Below are 18,350 nucleotides of genomic sequence, written 5' to 3'. Positions count from 1 at the left end.
TTAATGCGATATAGGCAATTTATGGAGCTCGACCGCTACGATCGGCAAATTTTGACCGTGCTGCAAACCGACGGCCGGATCAGCAATCAGGAACTGGCCGACCGCATCGGCCTGTCGCCGTCGCCGTGTCTGCGCCGGGTAAGGGCGCTGGAGGAAGCCGGCCTGATCGTCGGCTACCGGGCGCTATTGGATGCCAAGGCTTTGGGTTTGAGTCTGACCGCGTTGGTGCAGATTTCGATGGATCGGCACACGCCGGAGCGCTTTGCCACTTTCGAGGCGGCCGTCGCCGAGATCCCGGAGGTGATGGAGTGTCTGTTGATTACCGGCCAGGCCGCCGATTACCAGCTCAAGGTCGCGGTCAAGGACTTGGACGCTTACCAGGAGTTGCTGCTGAAACGCATCACCGGCATTCCCGGCGTCAGCGGCGTGCATTCCAGCTTTGTATTGAGACGAGTCGTCGACAAGACGGCGTTTGCTATCGCTGCGGCAGTTTAATAGGCGCCATCGGCTTGTGGCAGCAGCCAGCCCAGGTTTACCCACTTCAAACCGCCAGGCAGTTGAACGCTCAATCCAAACCGGAAATAATGCTGTGGCAACGGCCGCTCGATGTTTACCGGCACCCGCCTAATTGCCACCCAAATGGAATCCGAAAATATGGTCCGCCACGGTTTGTTGTCATACGTCGCCGGAGTAGGAACGTTAATCGCCTCGGCAGCCGGCGCAGAATGGCATGGTCAATTGATTTTAGCCAGCGACTACCTTTATCGGGGATATTCCAAATCCCGCGGTAATCCGGTGGTGCAGGCCCGGATCGATTATCAGGCTCCGGGACCTTGGTTCGGCGGCCTGGGCCTGTCGAAAGTCGGCTTCGACGACGGCTGGTACCGAGACCGCGCCGAAATAGAACTCAAACCTTATCTGGGCTGGCGCCAAGCCTTGGGCTCAGGTTGGCAGGCCGAATTGTCGGCAGCCGGTTACGTTTACGACGGCAAACTCTTCGGTAAACGGGCCGACTATGCCGAGATTTTCGGCGCGCTGCACTACCGCGACTGGCTAAGCTTTAGCGCGTCAGTAGCACCCGACGCCTATAGGCGCGGCGCCGACGTATTGAATTACGCGGTGAATTATCGCCGCGACCTGCTGGACAATCTGCAATTCTCCGCCGGCCTGGGCTATCATCAGGCCGAGCAGTTGCTCGCTGCAGACTATTTCTACTGGAACGCCGGCATTTCCTGGTTTCCGGTTTCTTATCTGGCGCTGGACCTGCGCTACGCGGACGTTAATCTTGATGACGAGTGGCGTTTCCACCGCAGCCAAGGGTTTTATCCGCGCCTGCAGGACAATAAATTCCTGTTTTCGCTCAGCATTGGTTTTTGAAGCCATGGCTCCGGGAGACCAGGGATCGGCAACCCAACATTTCAGGGCGTTTGAACTTTTGCCGCCGATGGCGGAATTCACCGAGGTACATACCAATCGTCAGAGTTCCCGGTTCAAACCATGCTGCGCTTAATACCTAACCGCCACAGCCCTCCTGCCTGCGACCGGCCCAACATCTGTCCGGACGAATATGCGTTGCTGAAACGGATTGCAGAAGGCGATGCAATGGCCTTCGAAGCGTTTTACAAACAGTACTATCCGCGCCTGTTCCGGTTTATTTTGAGGACAACCCGGCAACCGGAACTGGTGGAGGAGTTAATCCAGGAAACCTTGCTGGTGGTTTGGCAAAAAGCGGATGCTTACAATCGCTCAAGCCAAATCTCGACGTGGGTATTCGGTATCGCCTACCGCAAAACCTTGAAGGTATTGGCCCAAAAAAATCGGCACGAGCACGAACTCGACATTGCCGATCTGGCAGACAGTATCGGCGACCCGGCGGCGAATCCGGCCGGGCAGCGGGAACACGCCGACTGGCTGAAGCGGGCATTGGCAACCCTGTCGGCGGACCAGCGCGCCGTGATCGAATTGACTTTTTACAACGGCTTGTCTTACCAGGAAGTCGCCAGGATTCTGGATTGCCCGGAAAACACCGTGAAAACCCGTATGTTTCATGCCCGCAAAAAATTGCAGGATTTTGCCGCCCGGCAGGAGACTTGAAACCATGAAACCACACCACGCAAACTCCGTCGATGGCCATGCCGAAGTCGTATTGTTATTACCCTGGTATGCCAACCGTACCCTGGCAGCTCGGGAACGGCAAACCGTTGAAAACCATCTGAAAACTTGTCTGATCTGCCGCCGCGAATTATCGGCCTTGGAGCAACTGGCGATTGCCGTACAACAGGCCGCAGATCTGGACGGTGCGGCAGAAGCCTCTTGGGTGCGTATGCATGCCGGCCTGAGCTTAACGCCGCGCTCCGCCGCGCCAACTACGCCGAATCAGCGCCGGCCGCGGCGACTATTCCAGCGCGAGCTGGCCGTCTGCGCCTCGATTTTTTTGTTGGCATTGGCGGCTACGCTCAGGTACCAGCCGCATCCTGTCGCCGAATACCAAACGCTGTCCGCCGCGAAACCGGTTGCGAATCCGGCCGGCCAGCTACGCGTCGTGTTCGCCGAAAGTCTGCAGATACAGGATATAGACGCCTTGCTTAGCCAAATCGGCGCTACCCGGAACGGTGGGCCAAACAGTGTCGGCGCTTACACCGTTTCTGTGACGGCCGCGGCAGACCAGGTGTTGTCCGCGCTACGCAGCAGGCGCGACGTGGTGTTGGCCGAACCCATCGTCCAACCCTAGCCGTCGTGAACAGATCACGCTTCACTCTGGCGCTGGGTTTACTGCTGATACTCGCAGCTTGCGCCGGCAACACTCCCGATTTATCGCAATTGGGCGATAGCCAAACCGCCGAAGAGCGGCGTTTGCTGGTGACCTTTGTCGATCGCGGCATTAACCGCGTTCTGGCCGCAAACGTCCTGGACGACTACAGTTCTCGCAGCCGTTACGATAATTCCGACTGGAGCGAGCGTCAGGCTTACGACATGGCAGCCAGACACCACCTGGAGTTTGTGGCGCAATGGCCGGTGACCGAGCTCGGCGTCAGTTGCGTGGTATACCGGTTAGCGGATAGTCGCACCCTAGAAGAAACCATTCGCAGTCTGCAACAGGATCGTGAAGTCGAGTCGGTGCAACCGATGCACAGTTACCGGGTTTTGGCCGAAACGCCGCCCGCTACGCAAGGCTACAGCGACCCATATCTGCATTTACAAGCGGGATTTCAATCGCTGCACATCGCCGAGTTGCATAAGGTTGCCACCGGCCGCGGCACGCGTATCGCCGTTATCGATACCGGAATCGATACCGAGCACCCGGACTTAAAAGGCCAAATCCAATATTCGGAAAACACGGCGCCGACACCCGGCAACCGCTATGCGGGCGAATTTCACGGTACTGCCGTGGCGGGCATACTCTCCGCGCATCCGGACAACGGCATAGGCATCGCCGGTATTGCGCCCCACGCCGAGATTCTGGCCTTTCGCGCCTGCTGGCCGGAGGCCCCTGGCGCTCTGGCCGCCCACTGCAACAGCTTTACCTTGGCTTTGGCGTTGAACCAGGCCCTGCGCATGGGTAGCAACATCATTAATCTGAGTCTTAGCGGCCCGGAGGACCCCTTATTGCAACGGCTGATCGGCAAAGCCTTGGCGCAAGGTACCGTCGTCGTTGCCGCGGCACCGGGCTCCGAGCAAAGCGGCGGCTTTCCGGCAAATATGGAGGGTGTAATCGCGGTCAGTCCGGAACAGAACGGGGACCCGCGGCTAGTCGGCGCGCCCGGCCGCGATATTCTGACTACCGTACCGCACCAAGCCTACGACTTTATGAGCGGCAGCTCTTTCGCCGCGCCGCACGTTGCGGGCGTGGCAGCCCTATTGTTGCAGTTGCATCCGGAGTGGAGCGCTGCAGAGATCAAGCGACGGCTGGGGAACAATGCGGCCACGGCCAATCTGCTGGAACTGCCGACGGCCCTCACCAACCCCTGACTACGAGAGATTGGAGAATATGCGCCGCGTCGGGAATGACTAGCGCTGCAGAAAATTCCTGAGCATGTCGTGGCCGTGCTCGGTCAGGATCGACTCGGGGTGGAATTGCACGCCTTCGATGTCCAAAGTTTTATGGCGCACGCCCATGATTTCGTCGATGTTGCCTTGCTCGTCCTGAGTCCAGGCGGTGATTTCCAGGCAATCGGGAATCGTCGCCTGTTCGATGACCAGCGAATGGTAACGGGTCGCGGTAAATGGGTTGCTCAGGCCTTTGAACACGCCCAAATCCTTGTGATACACCGGCGACACCTTGCCGTGCATGATTTGCTTGGCGTGGATGATGTTGCCGCCGAAGGCGTAGCCGATGCTTTGGTGGCCGAGGCAGACGCCCAGGATCGGGTATTTGCCGGCGTAGCGGTGGATGGTGTCCACGGAAATGCCGGCTTCCTTGGGCGTGCAGGGGCCGGGGGAAATGACGATCTTGTCCGGGCGCAAGCCCTCAATGTCTTCCACCGTGACTTCGTCGTTGCGCACCACCACCACGTCGGCGCCAAGTTCGCCGAAATATTGCACCAGGTTGTAGGTGAACGAATCGTAGTTGTCGACCATCACCAATCTGACGCCGCTCATGCTTTGCCTCCGAGGCCGGCTTCGGCCATGCTGACGGCGCGGAATACCGCGCGGCCCTTGTTCATTGTTTCATCCCATTCGTTGCGCGGGATCGAATCGTAGACGATGCCGGCGCCGGCTTGAATGTGTAAAGTTTGGTCCTTGATCACGGCGGTACGGATCGCGATCGCGGTATCGAGATTGCCGGACCAGGAAATGTATCCGACCGCACCGGAATAAATGCCGCGTTTGACCGGCTCCAGTTCGTCGATGATTTCCATCGCCCGAATCTTTGGCGCGCCGCTGACGGTGCCGGCCGGAAAGGTCGCCGCCAACACGTCGAAGGCGTTCTTGCCGTCCTGCAATTCGCCGGTGACGTTGGAAACGATGTGCATCACGTGCGAGTAGCGCTCGACGATCATCTTATCGGTAAGTTTGACGCTGCCGATTTTGGCGACGCGGCCGGTATCGTTGCGGCCCAGGTCGATGAGCATCAAGTGTTCGGCAATTTCTTTCGGATCGGCCAGCAGTTCCTGTTCCAGCGCCAGATCCTGTTCGTGGGTTTCGCCGCGGCGGCGAGTGCCTGCAATCGGCCTGACCGTGACTTCGTTGTCTTCCAGTCGCACCAGAATCTCCGGCGACGAGCCGACCACGTGCAAATCGCCCAGGTTCATGAAAAACATGTACGGCGACGGGTTCAGGCAACGCAGTGCCCGATATAAATCCAGCGGCGCGGCATTAAACGGAATCGACATGCGCTGCGACAATACCACCTGCATGCAGTCGCCGTCGGTGATGTATTGTTTGACTTTCAGTACCGCGTCCTCGTAGCCCTGCTGGGTAAATCCGGAGACGAAATCGGCTTCGTTGACCTGTTTTCCGGCCGCGTGCGGTTGCGGGTGGGCGTGCGGCTTGCGCAATTTCTCCACCAGCCGATCCAACCGGGCCTTGGCGTTGTGATGGGCATTGTCCTGGGCCGGATCGGCATGGGTCAGCAGCAGCATCTTGCCGGACAGGTTGTCGAACACCAGCAAATCCTGCGACACCATCAACAGGATATCCGGCGCGCCAATCGGATCGGGTTTGCCGCTGGGTTGCAGGCGCGGCTCAATGTAACCGATGGTTTCGTAGCCGAAATAACCGACCAGGCCGCCGTTGAAGCGCGGCAAGCCGGGCACATCCGGCACCTTGTATTGCTGGCGGAATTCCTCTATCCACTGCAACGGTTGCTGGTGCTGGAACACCTGAGTCTCGGTACCGTCGTTTTCGACGGTTATGCTCTGACCGCTGATTTTGATCCGGGTATGACAGGGCAGGCCGATGATCGAATAGCGCCCCCATTGTTCGCCGCCGTGTACCGATTCGAACAGATAAGAATACGCGCCGTCGGCCAGCTTGAGATAAGCGCTGAGCGGCGTGTCCAGGTCGGCTAAAACTTCGCGCCAGACCGGGATGCGGTTATAGCCTTGTTGGGCATAGTCGGCAAATTGGGCGGGTGTCATCGGTGGAACTCAAAATGGGGCGGCCGGGCCGCGAACAATCAAGCGGCGATTGTACCCCACAACGCACCGAGCGGCGAACGCCAACGCCCACTTGCCGCCAATTTGCGGCCGATCGGCTAGAATGCCCGCTTTTTGGAACTGAGCGGACTATATGAAATTGGCGACTTTTCTGGACAACGGCGTGCGCAAAATCGGCGCGGTGGTGGGCGATGCGGTGGTGGCCGCCGGCGCGGAGGCGCCGAACGACATGCTGGCGTTTTTGGCGGCGGGCGACTCGGCACGACAGGCGTTGCAAGCCTTGATCAATGCAGATGCGCCGCGCATCGCGCTGACGGATGTGACGCTGTTGGCGCCGATCCCACGGCCGGGCAAATTGCTGGGCGTGGGTTTGAATTATGCCGACCACATCGGCGAAACCGGCTTGGAAAAACCGGAATACCCGACGTTTTTCACCAAGCAAAGCACCTGCGTCATCGGGCCCGCCGCGGCAATCCATATTCCGCCAATCTCGGATAAAGTCGATTACGAAGGCGAGTTGGCCATCGTCATCGGCCAGCGCTGCAAAAATGTCCCCGCCGAACGCGCCGTCGAAGTGATTGCCGGCTATACGATCGGCAATGATGTGACGGTGCGCGACTGGCAGGCGCGTACGCCGACCTGGACCCTGGGTAAATCCTTCGACACCCACGGCCCGCTGGGTCCCTGGTTGATTACCGCCGACGAAATCGCCGACCCGCACAACCTGAGTCTGAAAACCTGGGTGGATGGTGAATTGCGCCAAAACGCCAATACCGGCGAGATGATTTTCAATTGTTACGAATTGATCGCCTATCTGAGCCAGGTCATGACCTTGGAGCCGGGCGACGTGATCAGCACCGGCACCCCGGCCGGCGTCGGCGTGAAGATGAAGCCGCGCGGTTATTTAAAGCCGGGACAAACCGTGCGTATCCAAATCGAGGGGATTGGCGACCTGATCAATCCGGTGATTGCCGAACCGGCGGGGTTTTTGGTGCAGCCCGGAGTTTAAGCGCCGATTAAGTCTGCCTCGATACGCTGTAGCCAACTTAATCCAAGAGGGCCGCAAAGCCAAGAGGCAGTCATGAAAACCTTGAAAGTCACCATTTTTTCCATCGCAGCTATCGCCCTGTCGGGTTGTGCGACGGGCTACTACCAACGTGGCTATTCGGGTTACGGCAATGGCTATTATTCGTCCCCGACCTATTCGCGCAGTTACGGCGGCGGCAGCTATTACAGCCCAGGTACGACGATAACTTACGGTCGCTACTACCTGCCGCAAGGCCGGATTCACGACCACCATGACCACCACGACTGGCGGCGGCCGGATTTCGATCGCCACGACGACCGTCGCGGCGATTGGCGCGGCCGCTCGCCGGATCATGATCGGGACGCTCATCAACCGGACCGGTCTGCGTGGCGGGGATATTCTTTGATGGCGCGACCGGAGCCGGCCGAAGCCGGTGGCCGCAGGGCTTGGCGCGAGCGCGGCGGTGATGGCGACGATCGCCGGCCCGGCGGCTGGCGCGGGCGCCGCGATCAATAATCCGCAGTAAGACTGACTACAACTCGATCCGAATACCTAGCTCGATGACCCGATCGACCGGGATTTTGAAATATTCGATCGCACTGCTGGAATTGTGAGTCAGGAAACTGAACAGGGAGCGCCGCCATTTCGGCATCGGACTTTTACGGCGGAATGACAGGCGCTCGCTACCAATAAAAAACGATACGGTTTTCTGGTTGATATCCAGACCTTCGTGGCAACAAAGCTGCAGCGCACGGCGGACGTCCTGTTCCTCCTGAAAGCCGAAATACAGTTTGACTCGGTAAAAGTTGCCGCTGTCGCCAAACGAACGGATTTTGACCCGCTGCGCCTCTTCCACGTAAGGTTCCTCGCGGGTGACGATGGTCAATACGATCACCTTCTCGTGAATCACATGGTTATGCTCCAGGTTATGCAGCAAAACCTGCGGAACACCATGTACGCTACGCGCCATATAAATCGCGGTACCGGGTACGGTAGCCAGCGGCTGGTCGCGCAAGCGTTCCTCCAAGTCTTCGAACAATACTCGGCGTTCGTCCAGGTAGCGGGCCAACAACTGCTTGCCCTTGATCCAGGTAGTCATCACCAAAAACAACACGGTGCCGACCACTAGCGGCAGCCAGCCGCCGTGCGGAATTTTCAGGCTGTTGGAGGACAGAAACAGTAAGTCGATGATCAAAAAGGTGGATAAAAACAGAATGCTGGTGGGCTTGTTCCATTGCCACAAACCCTGAATCACGATGAAGGCCAGTATAGTGTCCACGATCATGGTCCCGGTCACTGCGATGCCGTAAGCGGAAGCGAGTGCGGACGAGGATTTAAAGCTCAGTACCAATATGAACACCGATGCCATCAACAGCCAGTTGATAGCCGGCACGAACACTTGGCCCATTTCGTCGCCGGAAGTATGGCGGATGTTCATGCGTGGGCAATAGCCCAGCAGGATGGCTTGGCGGGTCACCGAAAAAGCCCCGGAAATCACGGCTTGCGAAGCGATTACGGTGGATAGGGTAGCCAATACCAGCAGCGGAAAAGATGCCCACTGCGGCGCCATCAGAAAGAACGGATTTTCCACCGCTTTCGGATTGCCGATCAACAAGGCGCCCTGGCCCAGATAGTTCAACAACAGCGCCGGGAATACGAAGCCGAACCAGGCGTAGCGGATCGGTTTCAACCCGAAATGGCCCATGTCGGCATACAGCGCCTCGGCGCCGGTAATCGCCAATACCACCGCGCCCATGATGACAAAGCCCTTCCAGCCGATTTCGAGCAGCAAACTAAAGGCATAGTAAGGGTTGAGCGCCATCAACACGTCAGGGTGCTGCAGGATGTTAAAGATCCCGAGCAGAGCCAATGCAGCAAACCAAACGCACATCACCGGCGCAAACATGCGCCCGACTCGACCCGTGCCTTTGGCTTGGATGACAAACAACACCGCAAGCACCGAAATGGTGATCGGCGAAATGAAGTTTCCCAACCGCGGCGCAACGATCTGCAAGCCTTCGACGGCGCTAAGCACCGAGATGGCTGGGGTAATCATGCTATCGCCGTAGAACAGCGCGGCGCCCAGCAAACCTATCGTGACAATGAACAGTTTACGTTCCGGATTATCCTTCGAGCCATGCATCGCCAGCGCCATCAGCGCCATAATGCCGCCTTCTCCCTTGTTATCCGCGCGCATAATGAAGATGGCGTATTTGGTGGTAACCACCAGAGTGATGGCCCAAAAAATCAACGACAACACGCCCAGTACGTGGACCGTATCGGTAGGCAAGCCACCGTGAAAAACCTCTTTTACGGCATACAGCGGACTGGTGCCGATGTCGCCGAAGACGACGCCGATGGCGCTAAACGCCAACGCAGCGATTTGCTCCTTGGTCTGGGAAAGTTTTGCGGACATAGAAAATAGCGGAAGATTAGGGACGGGCCGGAAAATTATGCCACAGATCGCGATTTTGCCGCCAACCGCAAAGGTCGGGAGGGGGGATTTGAGGTTCTGAAACGTCTTAGTCTTTATTCGGCCCCCACTGCCGTCCGCGAGGTGGTGGCTGACGAGGGGGAGGTAATAACATACAATGTATGATTAAAAACCAATCGCGCATATTTTTGTACTGAACTGCTTATATGTTTTTATTTAAAAACCACGAGGATGCTTTGCCGGAAAATCACTTGGTATCGTTCGGCGGCGTGGGACAGACAGGGGGGCGCGGTCAACATTGGTTTTGGCGAGGCTTATTCGGCGAGGAACGGCCCGCCAGTATGCTCAGATTATTGGCGGTCTTGGTATTACTGTTGCACATCTGGGGCCTGCAGCAATTGCTAAAGCCCGAAGAGAAACTGACCGAGGCCCAACCGCTGATCATGGAAGTCTCGATGATCGCAATGTCCGCCCCCAAACCTGCTGCGGCTCCGCCACCGCCTGCACCGCCGCCGGAAAAAAAACCGCCGCCCAAAAAACCGCAACCGAAACCGCTGCCGAAAAAGGCGCCGCCCATTGTGCAAAAAGCCCCGGAATTTGCGCCGGTAGAAGCTCCGGCCGAGCCGCAGCCGGCACCGGTGAGCGCGCCGAGCGCCCCCAGCGCTCCGGCCACCAGTACGAGCAGCGTGCCGACCCGCGCCGAACAGTTTACTGAAGCAAATTATCGCGCCAATTACGCCCACAATCCGAAACCGGAATATCCGATGATCGCGAAGAGCCGCGGCTGGCAGGGTAAGGTGCTGCTAAAAGTCCAAGTTTCCGCGGATGGCCTGAGCGAAGCGGTCGCGGTGGATCAGAGCAGCGGCCACGAAATACTGGACGAATCGGCGGTGGAGGCCGTTAAAAAATGGAAATTCATTCCGGCCAAGCGCGGTGAAACGCCGGTGGCCAGTTCGGTGATCGTGCCAATCATTTTTACACTACGTGAATAATAAAACTCGGAGAGAGTAATGCCTTACCATATAGCCCCAGAAGCTGTTATCGACGCCACCCTGTACACACTGGTGGTGTTTTCGCTGATAACCTGGACTCTGATTCTGTTCAAAATTTGGCAATTCGCCAAAAACAACTACTACAACAAAAAATACAACGCCGCTTTTTGGGACTCGGTCGATTTGAAAGCCGCTGAACAATTGCCCACCGAGACCGCGCGCGGCCCGAAAGCGCGCATTGCCCAATGCGGTTTCGCCTGGCTGGCGGAAATGAGTCACCCGGAGACCTGCGCCAGTCTGAAATTCCGCGGTTCGCCGCAGGATTTGCTGGAGCAGACCCTGCGCAAACAAACCCAGGACGAGCAACGCCGGATGGAAAGCGGTCTGACCATGCTCGCCAGCATCGGCAGCACGGCGCCGTTTGTCGGCTTATTCGGTACGGTATTGGGCATCATGCACGCAATGCATGACATCAGCGCCAGCGGCTCGGCCAGCCTGGATGTCGTGGCCGGCCCGATCGGCGACGCCTTGATCGCCACGGCCATCGGTATCGCAGTGGCGGTTCCGGCAGTCTTGGCCTACAATTTTTTCCTGAGGCGCGCCAAGCACCATCGGGCGTCGCTGGAGAATTTCGTGGACGGCTTTCTGCATATCGCCTTTGGCGACAACGGTAAAAACAAGGAGTAAATAAATGGGATTTAAAACGAATTCGGAAGACGACGAGGCGGTCAGTGAAATAAACGTCACGCCGTTAGTCGATGTCATGCTGGTGCTGGTGATCATCTTATTGGTAACCGCACCTTTGCTAACCCAATCGGTAAACGTAGCGCTGCCGAAAACGGCTTCCACCACCCCGGATACCGAAAAACAGCCGATGCAACTGGGTATCGACGCCCAGGGCGCGGTGACTCTGAACAAGAATTCGGTCGCCGATCTGGCCGCGCTGGACACTACGCTGAGAAGCGAACTGGCCGCCAACCCCGAACTGATCATCCATATCTATGCCGATCAAGGCGTCAACTACGGCAAAGTGGCGGAAGTGATGGCCACCGTGCAACACGCAGGCATCTCGAAGCTGGCTTTCGTCACGTTGGAACAGTAACGACTTTATTCCGAGCCCGGTTTTGTGCCGGGCTCTTGTTACGCGGACTTGGCCTTTCCGGCGTTTTTCTCGATATATTCGATCATCAATCCAGCAATATCCTTGCCGCTGGTCTTTTCGATACCTTCCAGCCCCGGCGACGAATTCACTTCCATCACCAACGGTCCGCGTTTGGATCGCAGTAAATCGACACCGCACACGTCCAAGCCCATGATTTTCGCCGCTTGAACCGCTGCGGCGCGTTCTGCCGGCGCGAGCCTGATCAGTGTTGCGGTGCCGCCGCGATGCAAATTCGAGCGGAATTCGCCTTCGCGGCCTTGGCGCTTCATGGCCGCGACCACTTTGTCGCCGATCACGAAACAGCGAATGTCGCTGCCGGCCGCCTCTTGAACGAACTCCTGCACCATGATGTTGGCGTTCAAGCCCATGAAAGCCTGAATCACGCTATGCGCCGCGTTGTGAGTTTCTGCGAGTACCACACCGATGCCTTGCGAGCCTTCCACCAGCTTGATCACCAACGGCGCGCCGCCGACTTCGGCGATGAGATCTTCGATGTTGTCGGGATTATGCGCAAACGCAGTGATCGGCAAATCGATGCCTTTGCGGGCCAGCAGCTGACTGGAAGCCATTTTGTCGCGGGAGCGGCTGATCGCCGCCGACTTGTTCAAGGTATAGACGCCCATCACTTCGAACTGGCGCAACACCGCCGTGCCGTAGAAGGTAATCGACGCACCGATACGCGGAATCACCGCGTCGTAACCCAGCAAATCCTCGCCCATGTAATGAATCGACGGCTTCATCGACGTGATGTTCATGTAGCAATGGGTCGGATCGAATATGCGCGCGTCATGGCCGCGCGCTCTGGCGGCCTCCATCAGCCGTACGCTGGAATACAGCGCCGGGTCACGCGACAAGATGGCGATTTTCATAGGCCTTGCGGAGCCGGATCAGAACCGTATCGCATCGAAATCGGCCGCTTGCGGATGGTCGGCGCCGGCATCCGCCGTTTGGTCCCGCACCAGCCAGCGGGTAGCAAAGCCGGCGGCCCGCGCCGCATCCAGTTCTTCTTTGATGTCGGACAGAAACAGAATCTGCGCAGCGGGCAATGCGAGTTCTTCGGCTATTTTTCGATAAGACTCGGCTTCGCGTTTGCCGCCGATGCGGGTGTCGAAATAGCCGGAGAATAACGGCGTCAAATCGCCGAAATCGCTGTAACCGAACAACAATTTCTGCGCCTGCACCGAGCCGGAAGAATAAACGTACAATTTCAAGCCGCGCTCCTGCCAAGCCCGCAAATTGCGCACCGCATCCGGGTAAACGTGGCCGGTAAAGTCTCCGCTTTGATAACCGTCCAACCAGATCAAGCCTTGCAGGGCTTTCAGCGGCGTGATTTTCTGGTCGGCATCGATCCAAGCAATAAATTGTTCGATCAATGCCGCTTGTTCGAGTTGGCCTCCCGCGAGCCGATTGGCATCGTCCAGCAAGGCTTTTATCTCGGGATCGGCACAGTGCTCGGCGACGAAGGCGGGCAGGTGTTGGCGGGCGTAAGGGAACAGTACGTCCTTGACGAACGAAAGCGACGACGTTGTGCCTTCGATGTCGGTAACGATGGCTTCGATCATAATGCAGCGAGGTATTGGTCCAGCGTCGGGAAGCTATCTGCGATTTTATCGCCGGTAAAATCCGCTACCCAGCCGTCTTCGGTCGTGAACAGGCGGATGCATTTGAAAGCCGGATTTTCCCCCATATCGAACCAATGCTTGGTGTCGGCGGGCACACTGATCAAATCGCCTTGTTCGCACAACACGGCGTGGACCTGATCGCCGACGTGCAGGTAAAACAAGCCTTTGCCTTCGACAAAGAAGCGCACTTCGAAGTCGCTGTGGGTATGCTCGGCCAGAAATTTTTGCCGTAACGCATCCTTATTCGGATGCTCGGCGTTCAGGCTGATCACGTCGACCGATTGAAAACCGTATTGCTGCTTCAATTTGTCGATCGAACTCCGGTAAGCCGCCAATATCGTGTCGGCATGCGCATCGGCGGCAAAGGTTTGCTCGGCCTGCCAGCGCTCGAATTGCACGCCCAGTCCGCTCAGTTGGCCGGCAATCGCGTCAAAATCGCGCCAGGTTTGGCCTTGGCCGGGTTGGTTGGCGGGATAAGTAGTCAATGCGCTCATAAGCGTTTTACTCCATGCAGACGAATTTCAATATCGAACAAAAACTCCAGGGCTTCCAGATGCCGCAACGCGTCGTCAACCGAAGCGCCCCAAGTGTAAAAACCGTGGCCGGCGATGATGTAACCGTGAATGTCGCCGTGGGTGTCCAAATAGCCCTCGACCTTGGCCGCCAGACGCGCGATATCCTGGTCGTTGGCAAAGATCGGCACCACGATGCGGCTTTCGTGGGTATCGATGCCGGGCAAAGCCTTCAATAGTTCGTAATCTTCCAGGACGATTTCGTCTTGAAACAGCCGGGCGGTCAACGTGGCGTTGACCGAATGCGGATGCAACACGGCTTGGACATCAGGGTAACGCTGATAAATCGAGGTGTGCAGCAAGGTCTCGGCCGACGGCTTCTTGCCGTCCAGCGAGCGGCCTTGAGGGTCGATCAGCATGATGTCGTCGGCTTGCAAGCGACCTTTGTGCCGACCGGAAACCGTAATCGCAATATTGCCGTCCGCCAATCGCGCCGAAAAATTACCGCTGGTGGCCGGCACCCAGCCCTTGCTGTCGATGAAGCGGCCGGCAGCGATCAGTTGCTCGGCCTTCAGGAAAAATTCGTCGGATTTTAAGGTCATGGAGTCTTTGCGGAAGGCAAAAGAATAGGGGAATGGAAGAGTTGGCCTGTAAGCCGGGTTCTGTCGTGAACAGCCATTCATCTAGGCGCTTGGTCACCCAAGCGCTCAAGCAATCTACCCAGGAGCAGCGCGGGCCACGCCAATGCTCCTCTATTTGATCTTGCTCCGGGTGGGGTTTACCCTGCCACACCTGTTACCAGTTGCGCGGTGCGCTCTTACCGCACCATTTCACCCTTACCGGGTCCGATACGAACCAGGCGGTATATTTTCTGCGGCACTTTCCGTAGGCTCGCGCCTCCCAGGCATTACCTGGCACCCTGCCCTATGGAGCCCGGACTTTCCTCCCTCCCGCTTGCGCGGAACGGCGACTGTTCGGCCAACTCTGGCGGGGATTATACAGGTTACACCGGGAAATAGTTCGTTCTGAGCTCGAACGAAGCCATGGCCGCTGGCAACAGCCGAACGCTAGCCCGGCTATCCTTGATGCATAGAGAACCGAGAATTCGGTCCCTGCGCGCCAGCCAACGCATCCTGATCTATTCAGCGACTACGAACTTTAAGGAAATGAAGGTACGAACGCGGCGGCAGCAAATGATTTTGCATGTTTATTGCTTGCTATTTTTTTGGCGACCAGTATAATGCGGCACTATCAATCGCGGGGTGGAGCAGCTTGGTAGCTCGTCGGGCTCATAACCCGAAGGTCGTAGGTTCAAATCCTGCCCCCGCTACCAGACAAATAAAAGGCCTAGGTTTAACGACCTAGGCCTTTTTTGTTGCCCCAAGGTTTCTCGAATATAGCAACCAATACTAAGGCATTCGCCCAAGTTCAACTGTTGGCATTTTCGACCAAAAATAGCCCTGCTTGCCTATCGCGTAAGCTGTCAAGGGTAAGGCCACATCCCTGCCCCTGCGGCCTGCTTTTCCTGATTTCAGCATTTCCTGCACCCAACCAAGTGGCGCAGGCCTTGGGAATGCAAACCCAGTCAGTACAATGCTTGCATATGGCCTCCCAAAGGGTCTGATCCAACGCCACGCGCCGACCGAAACAATGGATGCAAGATAGCTGTTGCCAAATCAACAGAACGAGGCTGGCCTACAACCGTCTAGCAATGAGAATTTCTAAATCACTGGCTTAGCAGGTTGGTGAAAAACTCTTTTTTGGCTTTGAATGACTCTATATTTAGTGATGATGAAGCCGATTTCCTACTACAAGTTGGTTCGATTGAGCAAAATTAGCGTCTCAAATATGGTTTTTCACCAACCTGTTAGCTTGACTAGGCAAAGCATTTGATTGTGCATAAAAATACGCAAGGCATAGTGATGCAAATCGACGTTAGCCCTACTGCTCCTAAATTTGCAGAGCGATTTTCTCGGTGCACTAAAAACCCGGCTGCTGGTTCCTGCCATCAAATTGTCCGAGAAAAAAGCCTATTACCCGTTTGAATCCAGTTTTTGAATTCGATCAACAGGAATACTTGCTGGCAGTTCAGGAAATGGCTGCGATTCCGGCAAACAGCCTGGGTACAAAGGTTGCAGATGTGGGGGCATTGAGAAGCGAGATTTTGGCGACGTTGGATTTGTTAACTTCCGAATTGTTAAACGGCGGACAAGTTTTGCCAGTTTTTGCAATTCCTGATAACACTTCGACGCAGGTTGATAAGGCATCGCTAACAAAGGACGCTACCCTGGAACTAGAGCTACTCCAATATCGGGAGAAATTTGATCTACAATTCTGCGGTAAATTAATTGGCGAGGAAAGGGGGCTTGAAAGTCAAGGACCGCGACCAACCAATTGCCGCCGGGTTCGAACATTATTATTTTGCGAGTCGGAAGCATAATCCTTCGAAATCTCTATCACTAGGTAGGATAAAAAATTTTCCTGCCCTTAAAGATAGCGTCCAATCCCATTGAAAAGAAAGCTTTCCAAATTAGCAATATGCTTGACATTTAACTGTCATTTTCTGGTAGCTAATAATGTACTAGCAACCCCTGTTGTCGCGATTACAAATACCCCAAACGCGACCAATGGCGGCTCTGGTATAAGCGCGAATGATTGGAAGGGGCTTATCTTTTCTACTCCCTCATGGGCTACCAGTGAAATAAGTTCCATTCAGCTAGGACTGAATTGCTCAGGGGTTGGATGCGGATATCCGCAGTCGACCAATATCCAAATTGACCTTTACTCGGTTGCGTCTGAGCTTCCAAATACCCAGCTCAATAGCCTCCCTCTCCAGCCAATAACCCTGTCAAGTGGTCAGCAAATGTATACATTTGCGATACCAAATTGGCTACTGACAGCGAATACTGCTTATGCACTTGTACTTAAATCAGACTCAAACGTTCCTGGGCTTTTCAATTTCAGATGGGGAAATACCGGAAACGCGCCAGCCGGCACGCAACCATCTGGGTTTAATGGTTACACCTATCTTGGCTTGAAATCTTATTCAAATGGCGTCTGGACCTCGGCTGGTGAACTAAATGCCGTGGTAATTTATGTGTACCAACAACCAAACTTCATATCTACGGCAACCAATCAAAATCAGCTGGCGGTCGCTACCGGCTTAAACACAGCCTTAATTACTCCAGCATCAACTGCTGGCCAAAGCATTCTAAATCGCTTTGTTACAATGACAGTCCCACAAGTGCAGGCTGTTTTTGATTCAATATCCGGCGAAGGTATTTCTGCACAACAAACTGCCAGCTTTGATGCAACGAATATCACTGTGGATACAGTAAGAAGACAAGGTGCTTACTGGCTCATGGATGAATGCCAAGCAGGTGCCGGGGCTAAACAGAACAAAGCACAATTCGACCTGGTTATCGGCCATTCCTGCGCAAATAACGACAACAGCCAGTTCCGAAGCTGGGCGGCTGGTGTGGGCGGATCAAATTCGTTGAGCGGCTCTTCAATCGTTGGCTCAGCTTCTGTATCAACACAAACAGGCGGCGGTCTTATTGGATTCGATTACGAGATTGGCCCTAACCTCTTGGTGGGTGCCATGGCAGGAGCCACATCGACTAGCTACAATGTATCCGCGCTCGCATCTTCCGGTTCAGCCGTATCAGGTCAGTTTGGCCTATATAGCGTCGCTAAATGGAATAAGTTTTACCTAAACAGCATCTTTGATTTCGGCTATTTCAGTAACTCATCGACGAGGTATGTCGCTGGTATTGGACCAACGACCGAGATAAGCTCCCACACTAACAGCAATGCATTTACAGGTAGGCTGGAGGCGGGATATCGGATTGAAAACCCATTAGCAAACATGATGCCTTTCATCGCAATTCAGGCTACTTCGTTACAAATGGGCCATTACAACGAATCGAACACAAATCACTTGGGTCTATCGGTTCAGAGCAAGAACGTTATGTCCGAGCAAGGCAGTTTAGGCGTTCAAGTCGACAAGGCGTACAACATCAACAAAGAGTGGTCTCTATACCCATTACTCAGAATGGCATGGATTCATGAATTCCAAACCGACCGCACTCTGACGGGATCGTTTCAAGCGTTACCGACAGGGATTTGGACTGTCAATGGCGCCAGTGCCGCTTCAGATTCAGCAGACCTAGGGATTAGCTTGCAAGTTACCAATAAAGATGGGTTTGTGTTCTTCGCATCGGGCAACACTGTTGTTTCTTCAACCAATCAAGGCTACACGGGGCAGATTGGCTTAAAGATCATATTTTAGGGGTCGCTACGTGTTTATTTAATCGAGTCTGACGACTCGAGGAAAAGACGCGAACACCATACAAATCATGCCTTCGGTCCCCTCCTCCCTGACGCACATTCCATAATTAACATCGGATGGGGGCATGGTTTTCTCTCTACAAGCACAGTCGGATCGCCGCCAAAAAAGCCACCGCCGCACATCACGCTCAGCAGTTTCAGCCCCCTCAACCG

At 55.7% G+C, this 18,350-nt stretch carries 19 protein-coding genes, 1 tRNA gene and 1 other RNA gene; 13 read left to right on the top strand and 8 right to left on the bottom strand.

What is annotated here, in order from left to right; all coding sequences use genetic code 11:
- Positions 1 to 21 precede the first annotated feature (21 nt).
- The 5 genes from PL263_RS15135 to PL263_RS15115 all read left to right on the top strand — a co-directional run bounded on the left by PL263_RS15135 (position 22) and on the right by PL263_RS15115 (position 3,969).
- On the top strand, positions 22 to 495 hold the full coding sequence (locus tag PL263_RS15135) for an Lrp/AsnC family transcriptional regulator (protein ID WP_278210117.1): 474 nt from the start codon (positions 22 to 24) through the stop codon (positions 493 to 495).
- Positions 496 to 639: 144 nt separating this feature from the next.
- The gene (locus PL263_RS15130; RefSeq protein WP_278210116.1) at positions 640 to 1,377 is read left to right on the top strand and encodes a TorF family putative porin; all 738 of its coding nucleotides are present in this window, start codon (positions 640 to 642) and stop codon (positions 1,375 to 1,377) included.
- A 120-nt stretch (positions 1,378 to 1,497) separates the two neighbouring features.
- Positions 1,498 to 2,094 (top strand): sigma-70 family RNA polymerase sigma factor, encoded by a 597-nt coding sequence (locus tag PL263_RS15125; protein WP_278210115.1) that lies wholly within the window; start codon positions 1,498 to 1,500, stop codon positions 2,092 to 2,094.
- Positions 2,095 to 2,098: 4 nt separating this feature from the next.
- The gene (locus PL263_RS15120; protein ID WP_278210114.1) at positions 2,099 to 2,731 is read left to right on the top strand and encodes a zf-HC2 domain-containing protein; all 633 of its coding nucleotides are present in this window, start codon (positions 2,099 to 2,101) and stop codon (positions 2,729 to 2,731) included.
- Positions 2,732 to 2,736: 5 nt separating this feature from the next.
- Positions 2,737 to 3,969, top strand: a complete 1,233-nt coding sequence (locus PL263_RS15115; RefSeq protein ID WP_278210113.1) for a S8 family serine peptidase — start codon at positions 2,737 to 2,739, stop codon at positions 3,967 to 3,969.
- 39 nt (positions 3,970 to 4,008) lie between these two features.
- Here the strand turns inward: PL263_RS15115 and PL263_RS15110 are convergent, their stop codons facing one another.
- The gene (locus PL263_RS15110; RefSeq protein ID WP_278210112.1) at positions 4,009 to 4,599 is read right to left on the bottom strand and encodes an aminodeoxychorismate/anthranilate synthase component II; all 591 of its coding nucleotides are present in this window, start codon (positions 4,597 to 4,599) and stop codon (positions 4,009 to 4,011) included.
- Complete coding sequence (gene trpE / locus PL263_RS15105; RefSeq protein WP_278210111.1) at positions 4,596 to 6,080, bottom strand: anthranilate synthase component I; 1,485 nt, start codon at positions 6,078 to 6,080, stop codon at positions 4,596 to 4,598. Before trpE ends, PL263_RS15110 begins: the two co-directional genes overlap by 4 nt.
- 151 nt (positions 6,081 to 6,231) lie before the next feature.
- Here trpE and PL263_RS15100 point away from each other — a divergent pair, with 151 nt between their 5' ends.
- Both PL263_RS15100 and PL263_RS15095 read left to right on the top strand, forming a co-directional pair.
- Positions 6,232 to 7,107, top strand: coding sequence for a fumarylacetoacetate hydrolase family protein (locus PL263_RS15100; RefSeq protein WP_278210110.1), 876 nt, complete (start codon positions 6,232 to 6,234; stop codon positions 7,105 to 7,107).
- Positions 7,108 to 7,179: 72 nt separating this feature from the next.
- Complete coding sequence (locus tag PL263_RS15095; RefSeq protein ID WP_278210109.1) at positions 7,180 to 7,641, top strand: hypothetical protein; 462 nt, start codon at positions 7,180 to 7,182, stop codon at positions 7,639 to 7,641.
- 16 nt (positions 7,642 to 7,657) lie between these two features.
- On the opposite strand, the gene PL263_RS15090 is transcribed toward PL263_RS15095, so the two are convergent.
- Positions 7,658 to 9,541 carry a potassium transporter Kup gene (locus PL263_RS15090; RefSeq protein ID WP_278210108.1) on the bottom strand — a complete coding sequence of 628 codons (1,884 nt, stop codon included), beginning with the start codon at positions 9,539 to 9,541 and terminating at the stop codon, positions 7,658 to 7,660.
- Between the two features lie 224 nt (positions 9,542 to 9,765).
- Between PL263_RS15090 and PL263_RS15085 the strand changes: the two genes are divergently transcribed.
- Genes PL263_RS15085 through PL263_RS15075 form a run of 3 tightly spaced genes read left to right on the top strand, consistent with a single transcriptional unit; the run spans position 9,766 to position 11,653 of the window.
- On the top strand, positions 9,766 to 10,551 hold the full coding sequence (locus tag PL263_RS15085; RefSeq protein ID WP_278210107.1) for an energy transducer TonB: 786 nt from the start codon (positions 9,766 to 9,768) through the stop codon (positions 10,549 to 10,551).
- A gap of 18 nt (positions 10,552 to 10,569) precedes the next feature.
- The gene (locus tag PL263_RS15080) at positions 10,570 to 11,238 is read left to right on the top strand and encodes a MotA/TolQ/ExbB proton channel family protein (RefSeq protein ID WP_140913944.1); all 669 of its coding nucleotides are present in this window, start codon (positions 10,570 to 10,572) and stop codon (positions 11,236 to 11,238) included.
- A 4-nt stretch (positions 11,239 to 11,242) separates the two neighbouring features.
- A complete protein-coding gene (locus PL263_RS15075) occupies positions 11,243 to 11,653 on the top strand; it encodes a biopolymer transporter ExbD (RefSeq protein WP_140913943.1) in 411 nt (136 codons plus the stop codon).
- Positions 11,654 to 11,691: 38 nt separating this feature from the next.
- Here PL263_RS15075 and rimK read toward each other — a convergent pair whose 3' ends face one another.
- The 5 genes from rimK to rnpB form a co-directional block, all read right to left on the bottom strand.
- Positions 11,692 to 12,582 (bottom strand): 30S ribosomal protein S6--L-glutamate ligase, encoded by an 891-nt coding sequence (rimK, locus tag PL263_RS15070; RefSeq protein ID WP_278210106.1) that lies wholly within the window; start codon positions 12,580 to 12,582, stop codon positions 11,692 to 11,694.
- Between the two features lie 18 nt (positions 12,583 to 12,600).
- Entirely contained in the window at positions 12,601 to 13,275 is a 675-nt protein-coding gene (gene mtnC, locus PL263_RS15065) for an acireductone synthase (RefSeq protein WP_278210105.1), read from the bottom strand.
- Entirely contained in the window at positions 13,272 to 13,829 is a 558-nt protein-coding gene (locus PL263_RS15060) for a cupin (RefSeq protein WP_278210104.1), read from the bottom strand. The genes mtnC and PL263_RS15060 overlap by 4 nt, the downstream gene beginning before the upstream one ends.
- Complete coding sequence (locus PL263_RS15055) at positions 13,826 to 14,449, bottom strand: methylthioribulose 1-phosphate dehydratase (RefSeq protein ID WP_278210103.1); 624 nt, start codon at positions 14,447 to 14,449, stop codon at positions 13,826 to 13,828. Before PL263_RS15055 ends, PL263_RS15060 begins: the two co-directional genes overlap by 4 nt.
- Before the next feature lie 33 nt (positions 14,450 to 14,482).
- An RNA gene (gene rnpB / locus PL263_RS15050) (RNase P RNA component class A) lies at positions 14,483 to 14,833 on the bottom strand.
- A gap of 270 nt (positions 14,834 to 15,103) precedes the next feature.
- Here rnpB and PL263_RS15045 point away from each other — a divergent pair.
- The 3 genes from PL263_RS15045 to PL263_RS15035 all read left to right on the top strand — a co-directional run bounded on the left by PL263_RS15045 (position 15,104) and on the right by PL263_RS15035 (position 18,138).
- Positions 15,104 to 15,180 (top strand) — tRNA-Met (locus PL263_RS15045).
- Between the two features lie 708 nt (positions 15,181 to 15,888).
- Positions 15,889 to 16,287, top strand: coding sequence for a CcdB family protein (locus tag PL263_RS15040; RefSeq protein ID WP_278210102.1), 399 nt, complete (start codon positions 15,889 to 15,891; stop codon positions 16,285 to 16,287).
- A gap of 102 nt (positions 16,288 to 16,389) precedes the next feature.
- Entirely contained in the window at positions 16,390 to 18,138 is a 1,749-nt protein-coding gene (locus PL263_RS15035; RefSeq protein ID WP_278210101.1) for an autotransporter outer membrane beta-barrel domain-containing protein, read from the top strand.
- Positions 18,139 to 18,350 lie beyond the last annotated feature (212 nt).

This window comes from Methylomonas sp. EFPC3 (genome assembly GCF_029643245.1).
In the GTDB taxonomy this organism is placed as follows: domain Bacteria; phylum Pseudomonadota; class Gammaproteobacteria; order Methylococcales; family Methylomonadaceae; genus Methylomonas; species Methylomonas koyamae_B.
This window is presented reverse-complemented; position numbering and strand designations above follow the sequence as displayed.